Annotated in this window: 13 protein-coding genes; 4 read left to right on the forward strand and 9 right to left on the reverse strand. The window is 74.9% G+C overall.

Annotated features, from left to right (window positions below):
* The first annotated feature begins 9 nt into the window (after nt 1-9).
* A complete protein-coding gene (locus VR894_RS04345; RefSeq protein WP_324650118.1) occupies nt 10-1,296 on the forward strand; it encodes an MFS transporter in 1,287 nt (428 codons plus the stop codon).
* Complete coding sequence (locus tag VR894_RS04350; RefSeq protein WP_324650119.1) at nt 1,293-2,282, forward strand: aldo/keto reductase; 990 nt, start codon at nt 1,293-1,295, stop codon at nt 2,280-2,282. Before VR894_RS04345 ends, VR894_RS04350 begins: the two co-directional genes overlap by 4 nt.
* Before the next feature lie 64 nt (nt 2,283-2,346).
* Here the strand turns inward: VR894_RS04350 and VR894_RS04355 are convergent, their stop codons facing one another.
* On the reverse strand, nt 2,347-2,745 hold the full coding sequence (locus tag VR894_RS04355) for a DUF1304 family protein (RefSeq protein ID WP_324650120.1): 399 nt from the start codon (nt 2,743-2,745) through the stop codon (nt 2,347-2,349).
* A complete protein-coding gene (locus VR894_RS04360) occupies nt 2,742-3,833 on the reverse strand; it encodes a methyltransferase (protein WP_324650121.1) in 1,092 nt (363 codons plus the stop codon). Before VR894_RS04360 ends, VR894_RS04355 begins: the two co-directional genes overlap by 4 nt.
* 74 nt (nt 3,834-3,907) lie before the next feature.
* On the opposite strand from VR894_RS04360, the gene VR894_RS04365 reads away from it, so the two are divergent.
* Entirely contained in the window at nt 3,908-4,327 is a 420-nt protein-coding gene (locus VR894_RS04365; protein WP_324650122.1) for a MarR family winged helix-turn-helix transcriptional regulator, read from the forward strand.
* A gap of 205 nt (nt 4,328-4,532) precedes the next feature.
* On the forward strand, nt 4,533-6,065 hold the full coding sequence (gene gltX / locus VR894_RS04370) for a glutamate--tRNA ligase (RefSeq protein ID WP_324650123.1): 1,533 nt from the start codon (nt 4,533-4,535) through the stop codon (nt 6,063-6,065).
* Nucleotides 6,066-6,332: 267 nt separating this feature from the next.
* On the opposite strand, the gene VR894_RS04375 is transcribed toward gltX, so the two are convergent.
* The 7 genes from VR894_RS04375 to VR894_RS04405 form a co-directional block, all read right to left on the reverse strand.
* Nucleotides 6,333-8,855: an alpha/beta hydrolase gene (locus VR894_RS04375; protein ID WP_324650124.1), complete on the reverse strand. Its 2,523-nt coding sequence runs from the start codon at nt 8,853-8,855 to the stop codon at nt 6,333-6,335.
* Nucleotides 8,856-8,927: 72 nt separating this feature from the next.
* Nucleotides 8,928-9,770, reverse strand: a complete 843-nt coding sequence (locus VR894_RS04380; protein WP_324650125.1) for a CoA ester lyase — start codon at nt 9,768-9,770, stop codon at nt 8,928-8,930.
* Nucleotides 9,767-10,975: a CoA transferase gene (locus VR894_RS04385; RefSeq protein ID WP_324650126.1), complete on the reverse strand. Its 1,209-nt coding sequence runs from the start codon at nt 10,973-10,975 to the stop codon at nt 9,767-9,769. Before VR894_RS04385 ends, VR894_RS04380 begins: the two co-directional genes overlap by 4 nt.
* A complete protein-coding gene (locus tag VR894_RS04390; RefSeq protein WP_324650127.1) occupies nt 10,972-13,032 on the reverse strand; it encodes an SUMF1/EgtB/PvdO family nonheme iron enzyme in 2,061 nt (686 codons plus the stop codon). Before VR894_RS04390 ends, VR894_RS04385 begins: the two co-directional genes overlap by 4 nt.
* An 18-nt stretch (nt 13,033-13,050) precedes the next feature.
* The gene (locus VR894_RS04395) at nt 13,051-13,959 is read right to left on the reverse strand and encodes a ribokinase (protein ID WP_324650128.1); all 909 of its coding nucleotides are present in this window, start codon (nt 13,957-13,959) and stop codon (nt 13,051-13,053) included.
* Nucleotides 13,952-15,325, reverse strand: coding sequence for an ADP-ribosylglycohydrolase family protein (locus VR894_RS04400; RefSeq protein ID WP_324650130.1), 1,374 nt, complete (start codon nt 15,323-15,325; stop codon nt 13,952-13,954). The genes VR894_RS04395 and VR894_RS04400 overlap by 8 nt, the downstream gene beginning before the upstream one ends.
* Nucleotides 15,322-16,467 (reverse strand): ADP-ribosylglycohydrolase family protein, encoded by a 1,146-nt coding sequence (locus VR894_RS04405; RefSeq protein WP_324650131.1) that lies wholly within the window; start codon nt 16,465-16,467, stop codon nt 15,322-15,324. The genes VR894_RS04400 and VR894_RS04405 overlap by 4 nt, the downstream gene beginning before the upstream one ends.
* Nucleotides 16,468-16,556: the final 89 nt, after the last annotated feature.

Consider the following 16,556-nt stretch of genomic DNA (forward strand, 5'->3'; position numbering starts at 1 on the left):
GGAGTCGTCGTGACGCGACCGGACGTCGGGGACGTCGCGGACCTCCTGGCCCGCGACGACTCGGCGCGGCGGGCGCTGCAGAAGCGCGTGCTGACGGTCGTCGTCGTCAGCCAGGTGCTGGGCGGGGCGGGGCTCGCCGCGGGGATCACCGTGGGTGCCCTGCTCGCGGAGGAGATGCTCGGCACCAGCAGCCTGGCCGGCCTGCCGGTCGGCCTGTTCACCCTGGGCTCGGCGCTCTCCGCCTTCCTCGTCGGGCGGCTGTCCCAGCGGGCCGGTCGCCGCGTCGGGCTGGGCGCCGGGTTCGCCGCGGGCGGGCTCGGTGCGGCCGGGGTGGTGCTCGCCGCCGTGACCGCGAACGTCGTGCTGCTGTTCGCGTCCCTGTTCGTCTACGGCGCCGGGACGGCCACCAACCTGCAGGCGCGCTACGCGGGCACCGACCTGGCGCTGCCCGCGGAGCGGGGCAAGGCCATCAGCGTCGCGCTGGTCTCCACGACGTTCGGTGCGGTCGCCGGGCCGAACCTCGTCGAGCCGCTCGGCCGCTTCGCCACCACCCTCGGCATCCCACCGCTGGCCGGACCGTTCCTCCTCGCCGGGGCGGCCTTCCTCGCGGCCGGGGCCGTGCTCGTCGCGCTGCTGCGACCCGACCCGTTCCTCGTCGCCCGTCACCTGGCCGCGACGACGACGGCGCCCGAGTCCGAGCCCCCACGGGGCACCGGCGCCGGCGTTGCCGTCGGGGCGACGGTGATGCTGCTGACCCAGGTGGCCATGGTCGCGATCATGACGATGACGCCGGTGCACATGCGCGCCCACGGGCACGCCCTCGGGGCGGTGGGCCTGGTCATCGGCGTCCACGTCGGCGCGATGTTCCTGCCCTCGCCCCTCACCGGCGCGCTGGTCGACAAGGTCGGCCGGGTGCCCATGGCCGTGGCCTCCGGCGTCATCCTGCTGCTCGCCGGTGTGACGGCAGCGGTCGCGCCCGGCGACTCGCTCGGCCTCCTCATCCTCGCGCTGGCGCTGCTCGGGCTCGGCTGGAACGTCGGCGTCATCACCGGGACGGCGCTCGTCGTCGACGCCACAGTCCCGGAGAACCGCGCCCGCACCCAGGGCGCCGTCGACGTGCTCATCGCGCTCGGCGGGGCGGGCGGCGGCGCCATGTCCGGCGTCGTCGTCGCCGGTACGAGCTTCGCGGGGCTCGCCCTGGCCGGCGGGGTCCTCGCGCTCCTGCTCGTGCCCGCGGTGGTCGTCCACCGCCGGGCCGCGGCCCGACCCGCTCCTCTCCAGGCTGGCCCATCATGACCTTCGGGACCACCGACGACGGCGGAGCCACGCGCCTGGGCCTGGGCACCGGCCCGCTCGGGAACCTGTTCACCGCGGTCCCGGAGGAGCAGGCGCTCGCGACCGTCCGCGCGGCCTGGGAGCTGGGCATCCGCCACGTCGACACGGCCCCGCACTACGGGCTGGGCCTGGCGGAGGAGCGCCTGGGCCGGGCCCTGCGCGAGATCGGCGCGGCGCGCGACGAGCTCACCGTCTCGACCAAGGTCGGGCGCGTCCTGGAACCCAACTCCGGATACCGTCACGGGCAGCTGGATGACGCGTTCGCCGTGCCCGCCACGCTGCGCCGTCGGTGGGACCCGAGCGACGCCGGCGTCCGCCGCAGCCTGGAGGACTCGCTCGAGCGGCTCGGCCTCGACCACGTGGACACCCTGTACCTGCACGACCCCGAGGCCTACGACGTGGACGAGGGCATCGCCCGCGCGCTGCCCGCCCTCGTCCGGCTCCGTGAGGAGGGCCTGGTGCGGCGGGTCGGTGTGGGGTCGGGCGACCTCGACGTCCTGGTGCGGTGCGTGCGCGAGGCGGACCTGGACGAGGTCATCTGCGCCAACCGCTACACCCTCCTGGAGCAGCCGGCGGCCGAGCACCTCCTCCCGCTGTGCCTCGGGCGAGGAGTGGACGTCGTCGCCGCCGGGGTCTACAACTCCGGTGCGCTCGCGTCGGCCACCATGCCCGACGACGTCGTGTACGAGTACGCGCCCGCCCCCGACTCCGTGGTGGCACGGGTGCGCCGGCTCTACGACATCTGCCGGGCCCACGGTGTCGCCGTTCCCGCGGCCGCCGTCCAGTTCGCCGCCGGGCATCCCGCCGTCACCACCGTCCTCGTCGGTGCGCGTCACCCGGACGAGGTCACCGCCGCCGTCGCGCACGCGTCGGCCGAGATCCCGGACGCCCTGTGGACCGACCTGCTCGAGCAGGGCCTCATCGCCGCCGTCCCGCAGGGTCGCTGACGCGGGACGGGAACCGGGAACGGTGACGGCCACGGCGCGGAGGGTGCGACGTCGTCCTCCTCGCTCAGACGGCGACGGCGAGGAGGGCTGCTGCGGGCAGCACCGAGGAGGCGATGGTCCCCCTGATGCTTCCCCCACGCGGTAACCAGTAGCCGAGGGCGTCGGCCAGGGCCATGAACAGCGAGGAGAGCAGGAGGTAGACCAGGCACGCGACGACGAGCACGGTTCCCGCCGCCCGGTCGCCGAAGTTCACCATCGCCAGCCCGGCGAGCGTGCCCACGCCCACGAGCGCGTTGCGCGCGCCGATGCAGAACGACCACAGGTGGACGTTGGCGATGCCCTCCGACTCGATGCCGAGGAAACGTTGCACCCGCGGACGGTGGATGAGGAAGACCTCCGCCGGGGAGACGGCGATGACAATGACCGCGGCCAGCGCGGCGCAGATCTGGGCGAACGTGTTCATCGGTTCCTGCCTGGGACGGCTTCGACGAGCGAGACGCTCGAGATGGTGGGGATGACTCGCGTGGTGCGGAACCCGGCGTCGGCCAGGAGGGCGCGCCACTGCGGCTCGGTGCGCTCGCGTCCCCCGACGAACAGCATCATGTCGAGGTCGAGTGCCTTGGCGAAGTGCGGCGTGTTGCCAGGAGGGACGACGCCCTCGAGGACGAGCAAAGTCGCGTGCTCCGGCATGTGGCGGCGCAGGGTGGCCAGGACTGCGGCTGCCTGGTCGTCGTCGTAGTCGTGGAGCACGCGGCGCAGGACGTAGAGGTCCCCGTCCACGGGCGCCGTGTCGAAGAAGGAGCCGGCCTCGAACCGGCAGCGGTCGAGCACGCCGGCGTCGCCGAGCAGGCGCGTGGCACCGTCGGCCATCGCCGTGCGCTCGAGGAGTACGCCTACGGCCGACGGGGAAGCGGCGAGCATGAGGGCGAGGAGCTGCCCGTGCCCGCCACCGACGTCGACGATCCGGGAGAACCGGGTGAAGTCATAGACGGCGGCGACGGCCGGCCAGTCGAGGGCGGACAGACGGGTCATCGCGTCGTCGAACACCGCGCCGAACTCCCGGTCCTCCGCGAGGAGGTCCCACATGGACCGGCCGAGCGCCCGCTCGACGCCCGGATCACCGGTCCGCACGGTCTCGGCGAGCTCGCCCCACACCCGCTGGTAATCCGGGTCGCCGAGCATGAGCACGACGGGGCGCATGGAGTCGCGGGTGCCCGAGCTCAGCCGGTCGGCGAGGGGCGTCAGGGCGAAACGGCCGTCCGGGTCCTCGCGAAAGACGCCCCACGTCGCGCAGGCCCGGAGGAGGCGGTGCGTCGCGTCGGCGTCGAGCTCGAGCTCGGTGGCGATGTCGGCGGGGGAGCGGGGGCCGGCCACGAGCGTGTCCGGGATGCCGAGCCGTGTGGCGGCGTAGACGGCGTGCGTCGTCATGAAGCCGGAGGTCAGTTCGAGCACGCCGATCTCGGGCGGGACCATGCGCCGGACGAGCTTCTGGACGATGCTCCGGGCCGCGGAGCCGGCCCGCGCGACGCGCACGGGAGGGAGCCTGTTCATGGTGACCCCTATATGATCGTCAGTAATACTGACTAGTTTCCTCCGAGTCGGACCGCTGTCAAGGGGTGGATGCCATGGATCTTGCGACGCTGATGTTCATCTCCTACCGAGCGATGGACGAGCGGGTCGTCACAGCGATGCAGGACGCCGGGTTCGACATCACCCCGGCCCAGGCCCGGCTGGCCCAGCGCATCAGCGACGGCGGTTCCCGGCTTACGGACCTGGCTCGCCAGGCGCAGGTGACCAAGCAGACAGCGAGCGTGCTTGTCGCCGCGCTGGAGGTCAAGGGAGTGGTCGAGCGGGTGCCCGACCCGCAGGACGGGCGTGCCCGGCTCATCCGGTTCACGCCGGCCGGTCGAGCCGCGGCCCGGCGTGCGCAGGTGATCGTCGCGCGCGTCGAGCGGGAGTGGGCGGAGCACCTCGGGCCTGAGCTGACGGCGGGGCTCCGCGAGGCGCTGACCGTGCTGCGCGAGGTCACCGATCCTTACCGGTGAACGACCCGGCACGGACGAGCAGCGGCACCGCTCGGCGGACGAGCGTCCGACGTAGGACGGCGTGGTGACCCGGATCCTGCCCGACGCGCTGCACCTGAAGCGTCCGGCACTCCGACCAATCGCCCGGTCGCGCGCGCGTTGGTGGGAGCGCAGGCAGCGACCGTCGTCGTCGTCCACCCGAAGGCTCTATAGGCTGGGACTCATCATGACCGAGACCTCCTCCGCCCCCGCCCTTGCCGACGACGGCGCCCGCTCCGGCGCCGTCCGCGTCCGTTTCTGCCCCTCGCCGACGGGGACGCCGCACGTCGGGCTCATCCGCACCGCCCTGTTCAACTGGGCCTACGCGCGCCACGTCGGTGGGACCTTCGTGTTCCGCATCGAGGACACCGACGCCGCCCGCGACTCCGAGGAGAGCTACCAGCAGCTCCTCGACGCGATGCGCTGGCTCGGGCTCGACTGGGACGAGGGCGTGGAGGTCGGCGGCCCGCACGAGCCGTACCGGCAGTCGCAGCGGATGGAGCTGTACGCGGACGTGGCCAGGCGGCTGCTCGAGGCCGGCCACGCGTACGAGTCCTTCTCCACGCCGGAGGAGATCGAGGCACGCCACCGCGCCGCCGGGCGCGACCCCAAGCTGGGCTACGACGGCCACGACCGCACCCTGACCGAGGAGCAGAAGGCCGCCTACCGGGCCGAGGGCCGCCAGCCGGTGCTGCGCATCCGCATGCCCGAGGAGGACGTCTCCTTCGACGACCTCGTCCGCGGCGAGGTCACCTTCAAGGGCGGCTCGGTGCCGGACTTCGTCATCGTCCGCGGCAACGGCCAGCCGCTGTACACGCTGGTCAACCCGGTCGACGACGCCCTGATGAACATCACCCACGTGCTGCGCGGGGAGGACCTCCTCTCGAGCACCCCGCGCCAGGTGGTGCTCTACCGGGCGCTGCTCGACATCGGCGTCGCCTCCGTCATGCCGGTGTTCGGCCACCTGCCGTACGTCATGGGGGAGGGCAACAAGAAGCTCTCCAAGCGCGACCCGGAGTCCAACCTCTTCCTCCACCGCCAGCGCGGGTTCATCCCCGAGGGGCTGCTCAACTACCTCGCGCTGCTCGGCTGGGCCATCTCCCCGGACAACGACATCTTCAGCCGCGAGGAGATGGTCGCGGCCTTCGACGTCGCCGACGTCAACCCCAACCCGGCGAAGTTCGACCTCAAGAAGGCCGAGGCGATCAACGCCGCGCACCTGCGGCTGCTCGCCCCGGAGGACTTCCGGGCGCGGCTGGTGCCCTACCTCCACGACGCCGGCGTGCTGCCGGCAGCGTCCTTCGCGGACCTCTCGCCGGAGCACCAGGCGCTGCTGACCGCCGCGGCGCCGCTGGTCCAGGAGCGGATGACGCTGCTGGGTGAGGCGCCAGGGATGCTCGGGTTCCTGTTCGTGCGCGACGAGGACGTCGTGGTCGAGGAGGACGCGGCCTCGGCCCTGCGCCCCGAGGCCGCCGAGGTGCTCGACCGGTCGATCGATGTGCTCGACGGCCTGAGCGACTTCTCGCCGGAGGCCCAGCAGGAGGCCCTGCGGGCGGTGCTCGTCGAGGACATGGGCATCAAGCCGCGCTTCGCGTTCGCGCCGCTGCGGGTGGCCGTGACCGGCCGCCGCGTGTCCCCGCCGCTGTTCGAGTCGATGGAGATCCTCGGCAAGGACGCCTCGCTCGTGCGGCTGCGGAAGCTGCGCGCCTCGCTCCAGTAGGCGAGGAACTCCAGCTGTCGGCGCAGGAATCACCCGCGCCGACGAGGGGCCCGGGCGGGGGCCCCGGCGTGAAGGGTTCGGTTCTCATGGAGAACCGAACCCTTCACGTTGTTCCGGCACGTGGCGCACGATCTGGTCTCTCGCCGGAAGACGGACCGGCCCGGGGCCGCCTCGAGAACCACGCCGGGAACAACGTGTGGGGTTCGGGTCTCCAGGGGGCTCGAACCTCACACGTTGTTCCGGCACGTCCGCCGCCGGCGGCGGTGGTCAGCCCGTCGCGCCGGGCGCGGTCATCCCGCGGCGCCGGACCGCCAGCGCCGTTCCACCGCCCGCGAGCCCCACGGCGAGCAGCACCGCGCCGCCCACGGCTGCGCCCGTCGAGGCGAGCCCGCGGCCACCCGCGTCACTCCCGTTCCCGGGCCCGTTCCCGGGCCCGCTCCCCGGTCCGTCGCCCGGCACCGTCGGGGACCCCGACGGCGTCTCACCCGGCACCGTGGTCGGCCCCGGTGTCGTGGTCGGCCCCGGTGTCGTCGTCGGCTCGGGCCCGTCGGTCGGCCCGTCGGTCGGCTCAGCGGTCGGCGTCGGCTCCGGGTCGGTCGTCGGTTCCGGCTCGGTCGGCTCCTCGCCGCTGTCGGCGACGAGTTGCATGACGAACACGTCACCGGCACCAGCGTTCGTCGCCCCCGCCGGCGCCCCGAAGGTGAGCCCGGTGAGCCACGGCCCGTCGGTCCCGGCGGCGACCATGAGGTTCGCCTCGTCCCACTCGTCGGCGCCGTCACGCTCGCGGGAGCCGAGCTGCACGGCCTCGCCCGCCACACCGTCGGCAGTGAACGGCAGGGCGACGACGTCGACCCCGCCGTGCGCCTCACCCATGGCCCCGTACGTGGTCCCGACGACGATCGCGCCGCCGTCGGCGGTCGCCACGCCGGTGGCGCCGCGGTCGTCCGTCGACGTCCCGGCGCGCGTGGTCCACAGCTCCTCGCCGTCGGCCGCGAACGCCCGCACGACGATGTCGTTGTCCCCGAGCCCGGCACTCCCGAGCTCGCCCTTGCTGTGCCCGACCGCCAGCACCGTCCCGTCCTCGAGCGGCACGAGCCCGCTCACGAGGTCGTTCTCGGTGGAGGCGACCGACCGGACCCACTGCTGCTCGCCGTCGGCGGTGTACCGCGCGACCCAGCCGTCCCCGGAGCCCAGGTGCTCGGTCCCGGGAAGACCGGCGCCGGTCGTGCCACCGACGACGACGTCACCGTCGGCCGTCAGCGCGACCGTCATCGCCTTGTCCTCACCCGGGCCGCCGACCTGCACGCTCCACAGCAGCTCACCGTCGGACGACACGCGTGCGAGCACGGCGTCCTTGTCCCCGGCGCTCGGCGTGCCCGCGAAGCTGCCGCTGGTGTACCCGGCGACGTACGCGCCGCTCTCGCCGTCCGGTGCGACGCCGTAGAAGCGGTCGGCGGCGGCCGGGTCGCCGACCTCCAGCGTCCACGCCCGCTCGCCCGCGGCGTCGACGCCGACGACGAACCCGTCGTCCTGCGTGTCCGCCTCACCCGTCGCGAGCGTGCCGCGCGTGTACCCGCCGACGACGAGGCCGCCGTCGGCCCCGGTCACGACGCCGTAGGCGCGGTCGTTGGCGGCCGTCGCGACGGCGTGCCGCCACGTCTCCGTCCCGTCCGCGGCGCGCCGCAGCACGACGGCGTCCATCCCGCCCGCGGGCTCGTACCCGTCCCACGCCCCGGCGAGATTGACGACGACGGCGGTCCCGCCGTCGTCGGTCCCGACGATCCCTCCGGCGCGGTCGTCACCCGCTGACCCGATGAGCTCGGCGTCCCACGGGGTGACCGGCTCGGTGCGCAGCCGCTGCCCGACGTCGAGGATCGCCTCGCGGAAGGCGGGCTGCCACACGTCCCAGTCGTGGCCGCCGTCGAGGACCCGCAGCTCGGCGGTCACGCCGGGCACCCGCCGGGCGGTGTTGTACAGCTGCGCGGACTCGAAGTCGATGTCGTGGCGCGCGTCGGCGGGGTCCGGGTTGGGCCACTCGTCGTCGCCGACGGCGACGAACAGGTGGACCGGCAGCGCCGGGTCGAGCCCGGCCAGCGCCGTCGGGTAGGAGAGCGCGGTGTACCGGTCGGTGTCGTACAGCGCGTCCCCGACGCCGTAGGCGCCGTAGTCCCGGACCGAGGAGTCGGCCGGTGGCTCGGGCACGTACGACGCGGGGCTGAGCACGATGCCCGCGGAGAAGTCCTCCTGGTGCGCGAGGGAGAAGCGCAGCGCCCCGGCCCCGCCCATGGAGTAGCCGCCGACGGCGCGCGCCTCGCGGTGCGCGACCGTCCGGTAGGTGGCGTCGACGTGGTCGACGAGGTCCTCGGCCAGCGCGGTCTCCACGGCCACTCCGGGACCGGATGCCGCGTCGCCGGTGTAGCGGGAGTCGGTGTACCAGCTGCCGCGCTCGTTCCACGGGGCGTCGGGCATGACGGCGATGAGCGGCTGGAGCTCGCCGGAGCCGATGAGCTCGTCGAGGTCCCCGGCCACGCGCTGCCAGGCGGCCTGCGTGTCGCCACGTCCGTGGAGCAGGTAGACGGTGGGGTAGCGCTGCTCGGCCGCGGCGTCGTAGCCGGGTGGCAGGTAGACGGTGTAGTCCACCGGGCCGGCGGCGGTGTCCGCGGCCTGCCCGGGCACCAGCGTGCCGCTCTCGGCGGCGAGCGCCGGGAGCGAGAGGGACACTCCGACGGCGGCGGTCACGGCGATGGTCGCCGTCACCGCCGCTCGCCGGAGGAGGCGTCGTTGCGTCATCGTTCTCCTTCGGTTGTGACCGCGGGCGTCGTCGCCCGCAGTGACCGGCACGACGTGCCGGAGCTCGTGTGCTCAGCCGCCCCCGTGCAGCTCGGCCAGCGCGATCGTCGCCCGCGCCCGCTCGACCATCGCGACGTCGAGGAAGGTCCCGTCGGGCAGCGCGAGCGCGCCGGTCCCGGCGGCGACGGCCTCGCCGACCCGCTCGACGACGGTCCGCGCCTGCTCGACCTCGCCGGCCGACGGCAGGAACGCCTCACGGATCGGGCCGAGCTGTGCCGGGTGGATCGCCGCTCGACCGACGAACCCGAGCGCCCGTCCGGCCCGGCAGGACGCGGCCAGGCCGGCGAGGTCGCGGACGTCGGGGTAGACCGACATCGCGGGGGAGGGCAGTCCTGCGGCGCGGGCCGCGACCACGACGCGGCTGCGCGCCCAGCCGAGGCCGGCGTCGTCGTCGACACGCAGGTCCGAGCGCAGGTCCGCCTCCCCGAGCCCGAGGGACGCCACCCCGGGGGCGGCGCCGGCCAGCTCGAAGGCTCGCTCCACCCCGAGCGCGGACTCGACGAGCAGGTGGAGCGCGCGTCCGCCGAGCCGGGTGGACACCGCCCGCACCGTCTCCACGTCCTCGGCCTTGGGTAGCCGCACCCCGGCCGCCCCGGGGAGGGCGGAGGCCATGGCGAGGTCCTCGTCGTGCCACGGCGTCCCGACGGCGTTGACGCGCACCTGGACGACCCGCTCCTCGGCGTGGGCGGCCAGCATGAGCTCCGTCGTCGTGCGCGCCGCGTCCTTGCTCGCCGGGGCGACGGCGTCCTCGAGGTCGACGATGACGACGTCGGCGGACGAGGCCAGCGCCTTCTCCACCCGGTCGGGGCGGTCGGCCGGGACGTAGAGGAGCGTGAGGGGCGGGACGGTGCTCATACCGCGCCGTCCTCGCGCAGCCGGGCGACGTCCTCGGCGGTGTAGCCGAGCTCGCCGAGCACCTCCTCGGTGTCCGCGCCGTGCGGACGGCCGGTGAAGCGGATGACGCCGTCGGCGCCGGAGAGCCGGAACAGCGGGCCCTGCATGAGCATCGGCCCCAGCTCCTCGTCCTCGATCTCGTGGAGCGTGCCCAGGGCCTGGAACTGCGGGTCGGCGACGATGTCCTCGGCGTCGTAGACGGGCGCGACGGCGGCCTGGGCCTCCTCGAACGCGGCGACGACCTCGTCTCGGGTGTGCCGGGCGATCCAGCCGCCCACGGCGTCGTCGAGCACGTCGGCGTGCCGTGCCCGGTCGGCGCCGCGCGCGAACCACGGCTCGGCGATGAGCTCGGGGCGGCCGACGAGCCGCATCACCCGCTCGGCGATGGACTGCGCGGACGTGGAGACCGCCACCCACTGCCCGTCACCGGTCCGGTAGGTGTTGCGTGGGGCGTTGTTCGCCGAGCGGTTGCCGGTGCGCGGCTGCACCGTGCGCAGCTGGTCCCACCGGGTGATCTGCGGGCCGAGCATCGCGAGGATCGGCTCGATGATCGCCAGGTCGACCACCTGCCCGGCGCCGGTGCGCTCGCGGGCCTGCAGCGCGACCATGACGGCGAAGGCGGTGGCGAGGGACGCGACGCCGTCGGCCAGGCCGAAAGGTGGCAGCGTCGGGGGGCCGTCCGGCTCACCGGTCATCGCGGCGAAGCCGCTCATCGCCTCGGCGAGCGTCCCGAAGCCGGGGCGCGTTCGGTAGGGCCCCACCTGCCCGAAGCCGCTCACCCGCGCGAGCACGAGCCGCGGGTTGCGCGCGGAGAGCTCCTCGTACCCCAGGCCCCACCGCTCGAGGGTGCCGGGGCGGAAGTTCTCGATGACGACGTCGGAGTGCTCGGCCAGCCGCAGGAACGCCTCGCGCCCGCCGTCCGAGCCGAGGTCGAGCGTCACCGTGCGCTTGTTGCGGCCCAGCGTCTTCCACCAGAGGTTGACGCCGTCCTTCGCGGCGCCGTGGCCGCGCGAGGGGTCGGGCTTGCTCGGGTGCTCGACCTTGACGACGTCGGCGCCCATGTCGCCCAGGTGCATCGCGGCCATCGGCCCGGCGAAGAGGGTCGAGGCGTCGACGACGCGGAGCCCCGCCAGCGCGCCGGCCTGCGGGTCGCGGGACACGCTCACCGGGCCACCTCCGTGGCGAGACCGGGGGTCGCGTCGGGGGACACGTCCCACGCGCAGCGGAACCCGACGGTCGCGCCGCGGGCCAGCCCCAGCCCGGGCAGGAGGTACTTCACGGAGTGGTCCGGGGCGTGCACGCCGCCCTCGACGTACCACTCCGAGCCCTCGGCCCGGTAGTCGCTGCCGCCCTTGAGCATGACGAACCGGGTGCGGCCGTCGCTGTGCTCGCTCTCGGTCCAGTTCCACACGGCCGGGCGCCCGCGGTGGAGCGTCCCGAGCTCGCCGGCGAGCTGCCACTCGTCCTCGCTCGGCAGCCGCCCGCCGGCCCAGGCGGCGTAGGCGCGCGCGTCGTCGAGGTCGACGAAGGTCACCGGCCGGCCCTCGCTGCCGGGGGCGGGACGCCCGTCGGACCAGTGGGCGAGGAAGCGGTGGTCGTCCGCCGGCCGGTAGCCGGTGACGTCGAGGAAGCGGGCGAACTCCCCGTTGGTCACCTCGGTGGCCCCGACCGCCACCGGGCCGGCGAGCCGGACCTCCCGCTGGAGGGTCCGCGCGTCGTGCAGCCTGGGTGGCAGCGGCTTCCACTCGTCGACGTAGGGCGCACCCTGGTACATCCCCGTCTCGCGCGCCCGGTAGCGCACGGTGAGGACGTGCTCGCCCGCGGGGACGACGACGGCGGGGGCCGGCTCGGCCCCGGCAACAACTCCGCTGTCGGCGGGGAGGGGGGTGGCGGGGGCGGGGGTCAGCCGCTCGGCCACCCGGTGGCGGAACCGGGCGTCGGGCACGTGCGGCACGCGGGCGAGCTCGGCCCGGATGTCCGCCAGCCACCCCGGCTCGGCGACCCCCTCGGCGACGTGGAGCAGCGCGGCGATGCCGCGGCCCGGGACCAGCAGCGTCGCGCCGTCGTCGTCGGTCTCGGTGAGCGGGACGAGCGTGCCCGACGCGGGGGCCTCGGCGAGCAGCGGCCCGGCGTAGTCGGCCTCGCCGCGGTTGACCAGGGTCCACAGCGTGAGCCCGTCCAGCTCCCACCGGGAGGCGTAGACCCGGGCCTCCTCGGCGGCGGGGGCCAGCTCGGCGAGCGGCGTCCACTCGCCGTCGAGCAGGAGGTCACCCGCGGCTCGCTGGACGGTGACCATCCGGCGCACGGTCGCGGCGTCGCGCGGGGTCCAGCCGACCCACACGCCGAAGACGACCTCCCACACCATGACGCCCACCCCGTTGAGCCACGCGGACTGCAGCTCCTCGGAGTGGTCCCGGTGCCAGCGGCGCACGTGGTGCTGCATGTGGCGGCGCTCGTACCAGTGCGCGCGCAGCACCCCGGGAACGGGGGAGTCGGCGAAGAACTGCGCCCACGAGGAGGAGTGGTCCTCGATGCGCTCGACCGCCAGCTTGGACTCGCCCTCGAGGACGATGCCGGGGCGCGCCTCCTCCAGGCGGGTGACGAGCTCGGGCTCGGCCTTCTTCAGGGTGTCGAGGAAGACGCCGTCGGCCGGCAGGTCACCGACGAGCGCAGCGAGCTCGGTGACGTCGTCGCGGCCGCGACGTGTCCCGGTGTCCCACGGGTTGTAGTCGACGAACACGTGGAGCCCGGCGGCGTGCAGGTCGCGCACCAGCTCGCCCAGCCCCGGCACGTCGCGGTAGAAGTCCCACTGGTTGCGCTCGTCGATCCCGATGACGGGGTAGGCGTGCCACAGCACGACGGCGTCGAGCCCGCCGAAGCGCTCGCGGGCGTCGGCGAGGAACCGCTCGGGCGTGAAGCGGTGCTCGGCGAAGGAGTAGAGCAGCTCGTCCCACAGCCACACCTGCGCGACCGTGTGGCAGCGTGCCGCCCACCGTGCCTCCGGCCGCTCGTACGCGGCGCCCGTGTAGCCGTGGCGCTCGCGGGCGTCCCGTCGCCACCGGTGGAGCGTCGCGCGCCACGCCGGCCGGTCGGCCGGGTCCGCCGGCCCGGCGACGATCTTCGCCTCGTCCAGCGCGAGGCTCACCTCCGGCGTCAGCTCACCCGGCGGGACCTGCGTGGGCAGGTCGATCGGGCGGGGGACGAGCGGGTCGAAGGTGTCCATGGTGCCTTTCTCTGGGGGTCAGTCCTGGCCGGCGAGCGCGGCGACGGCGGCGGCCGTGGGCACGGCCTCCTGCGCGCCGGCGGCGGTGGTCGCCAGTGCACCGGCGGCGGCGGCGAGCCGGGCGGCGGCCGGCAGCCCGGCGCCACGCGCCAGGGCCGCGGCGAGCACGCCGCAGTAGGTGTCGCCGGCGCCGGTCGTGTCGACGGGCTCGACGGGGAAGGCGGCGACGGTCACCGGGTCGCGGTCGCGCTCGGCGACGAGGCTGCCCTGCGCGCCGAGCGTGACGACGACGGCACCGACGTGGGCCAGCAGGTCGGCGGCCAGCGCGGCGGGCTCGTCCTGCCGGCCGGCGAGGTCGGCGGCCTCGTGCTCGTTGACGACGAGGACGTCGACGGCGTCCCACACCTCCGGCGGCAGCTCCCGGGACGGCGCGGCGTTGAGGACGAACAGGGCCCCGGGCCGCCGCGCGGCGGCGGCCGCGGTGATGACGTCGAGCGGCACCTCGAGCTGGGCGAGCACGACGTCCGCCTCCGCGAGCCGCTCGGCCTGGGCGCCGCCGACCTCGACGAGGGAGTTCGCCCCCGGCGCGACGATGATCGTGTTCTCGCCGTCCGTGGAGACGGAGATGAGCGCCGTCCCCGTCGCTCCGGGCACCCGTGCGACGAGGTCCGTGCGCACCCCGGCGCCGTCCAGCGACGCGAGGAGCAGGTCACCCGACTCGTCCCGCCCGACGGCCCCGATGAAGGTGGTCTCGGCGCCACCCGCACGCGCGGCGGCAACGGCCTGGTTCGCCCCCTTCCCGCCCGCGTGGCGGGTGAGGTCTCCGCCGAGGATCGTCTCGCCGCCCGCCGGGTGGCGCGGGACGGGCACGACGAGGTCGACGTTCGCCGACCCGACGACGACGACGCGGCCCCGGTCCTCACTCATCGCCGGCTCCCGTCGTCGCTCCGGCCAGCGCGACGGTGCGCGCGGCAAGGTCGGTGATGCGCTGCTCGCCGCCGGGCAGCGACGTGGCGATCCGGCCCTCGAGCGGCCGGGTCCACTGCTCGCCGATCCCGTCGACGCCGCGCAGCCCGCCGACGACGGCGCCGACGGTCGCGCCGGCGGAGTCGGTGTCCCAACCGGCGGTGACGGCGAGCGAGACGCTGGCGCTGAAGTCGCCGCGCCCGGCCGTGAGGGCGAACGCGATGGTGGCGGCGTTGTTGAGGGTGTGCACCCAGTGGAGGGTGCCATAGGCGGCGTGCAACCCGTCCAGCGCCTCCCGCACCGCCGGCTTGCTGCCGTCACAGGCGGCGCCGAGCTCGCGGCCGAGCCGGACCGCCTCGGCCAGCCGGCTGCGGGGTGGGACGACGGCCGACGCCGCGTCGAGCACGTCCTCGACGCCGTCGCAGACCGTCGTCGCCGCGCCGAGCGCCGCGGCCCACATGGCGCCGTAGACGCCGTTGCGGGTGTGGCTCAGCCGCGCGTCGGTCCACGCGAGTCGGGCGGCGGCGCGGACGTCCCCGGGCCGGACCCAGCCGAGGACGTCGGTGCGGATGAGCGCGCCGATCCACTCGCGGAAGGGGTTGAGGTACGTCGCGGTCTCCGGGACGGGCCGTGCGTCGAGGATGTTGCGGTAGGCGGCGCGCTCGGCGGTGAAGACCCGGCCTGCGGGGAGGTGGTCGAGCCAGAGCTGAGCGACGTCGTCGGTGGTGAACCCGGTGCCGTGCTGCTCGAGGAGGAGGAGCGCGAGGATCGGGTAGTTGAGGTCGTCGTCCTCCGGCATGCCGGAGATGTTCTCCTCCAGCGACGTCGGGCGGGAGCGGCGGTTCCACGGCCAGCGCGCGGCGACGTCGTCGGGCAGGCCGACGGCGGTGAACCAGCGGTCCAGCGGCCAGCGCCCGGTCGCCCGCAGGATCTCCTCGATTCCCTGCCGCGGGATCTTCTCCACCGGCTTGCCGAGCAGGCAGCCGGCGGCGCGGCCGGTCCACGCGCCGAGGACGCGCCCGGTGAGGTCCGTCGGGGCGGGCAGTGACGGGGCCGGCGGAAGCAGTGCCGCGACGGCCTCCCAGTCGTCGGGCTCGTCCGGGTGCGGCGCCGCCGGCAGGGCGGCGAGCTCCTCGAGCAGCTCACGGGCCAGCGCCCGCAGCTCCGGTGTGGCCGGCACGGGGCCGGCGCCGCTCACCGCGGGGACCGGGTCACCGCCGGCGGCGACCCAGTGCTCGTGTACGGCGGCGACGTCCCGGCCCTCGGCCGCGGACTGGACGAGCTCGTGGGCGAGCAGGTCCTCGGGCTGCGCCCAGGTCAGTCTCACCGCACGCCCTCCGCCTCGCTCAGCGACTCCAGGGCCGCCAGCCGGGCGCGGGTGCGCTCACGGTCGGCGCGCACGATGTCGGCTGCCGCGTCGGCCATGAGGCGGCCGGTGGCGCGGATGTCCATCCTGCTCGCGCGCTCGATCTCGTCGAGCCACTCGCTCGGGACGACCTCGCTGCCGCCCAGGCCGGCGCACACGGCACCGGCCATGACGGCGATCGAGTCCGCGTCGCGGCCGTAGTTGACGGCCCCGAGCACGGCGCCGCGGTAGTCGCCGCGGTGGCCCAGGACGAAGCCGAGCGCGGCCGGCAGCTCCTCGATGGCCTTCGTCCGGGAGGGGCGGCGGGCGTCCATGGACATCTGCCGGTACTCGGGCCCGACGGAGTCGAAGGGGGCCACGGCGTCGCGGACCACGCGGGCCAGGGCGCGCTCGGCGTCGTCGTCGGTGGGGACGGGGACGTCGCGGACGGCGTCGGCGACGGCGTGCAGGGCGGCGGCCGTGCCGTCGTGGGCGACGGCGAGGGCGGCGGCGAGGACGTCCTCGACGCTCGCCCCGGGGGCGACGGCGGCGGCGACCATGGCGGCGAAGACGCCGGCGGCCTCCCGGCCGTAGGAGGACTGGTGGGCGCCGGTGAGGTCGATGGCCTCGGCGTAGGCGGCGTCGGGGTCCCCGGGGTTGGCGAGGCCGACGGGCGGGACGTACATCGCGGCGCCGCAGTTGACGACGTTGCCGACGCCGGCCTCGCGCGGGTCGACGTGCCCGTAGTGGAGCCGCGCGACGATCCACTTCTCCGCGAGGAACACCCGCTGGAGGAGGAGGGCCTCGGACTCGAGCTCGGGGATCCACGTCGGCTCGCCGATCATCAGCGGGACGAAGTCCTCGGCGACGGCGTAGGCGTCCAGGTGGGTGCGCCGCTTGGCGTAGACCTCGACCAGCGCCCGCGTCATCAGGGTGTCGTCGGTGATGTGGCCGTCGCCCTTGTGGTACGGCGCGATGGGGCGCGCGGTGCGCCAGTCCTCGTACCAGGGCCCGACGATGCCGCGGACGCGGCCGCCGTGGCGCTCCTCGATCTGCTCGGGGGTCCACCCCTCCGTCGCGCCGCCCAGGGCGTCACCGACGGCGGCGCCGGTGATCACCGCCACGCACCGATCTTCCAGCCAGCTCACAGCGTCCACTCCCTGCTCTTGTCCTGCGTGCACATCATCCGCGCGTCCGGCGGCCGGTGCGGGTG

The organism is Georgenia sp. H159 (assembly GCF_035607575.1).
Classification (GTDB): Bacteria; Actinomycetota; Actinomycetes; order Actinomycetales; family Actinomycetaceae; genus Oceanitalea.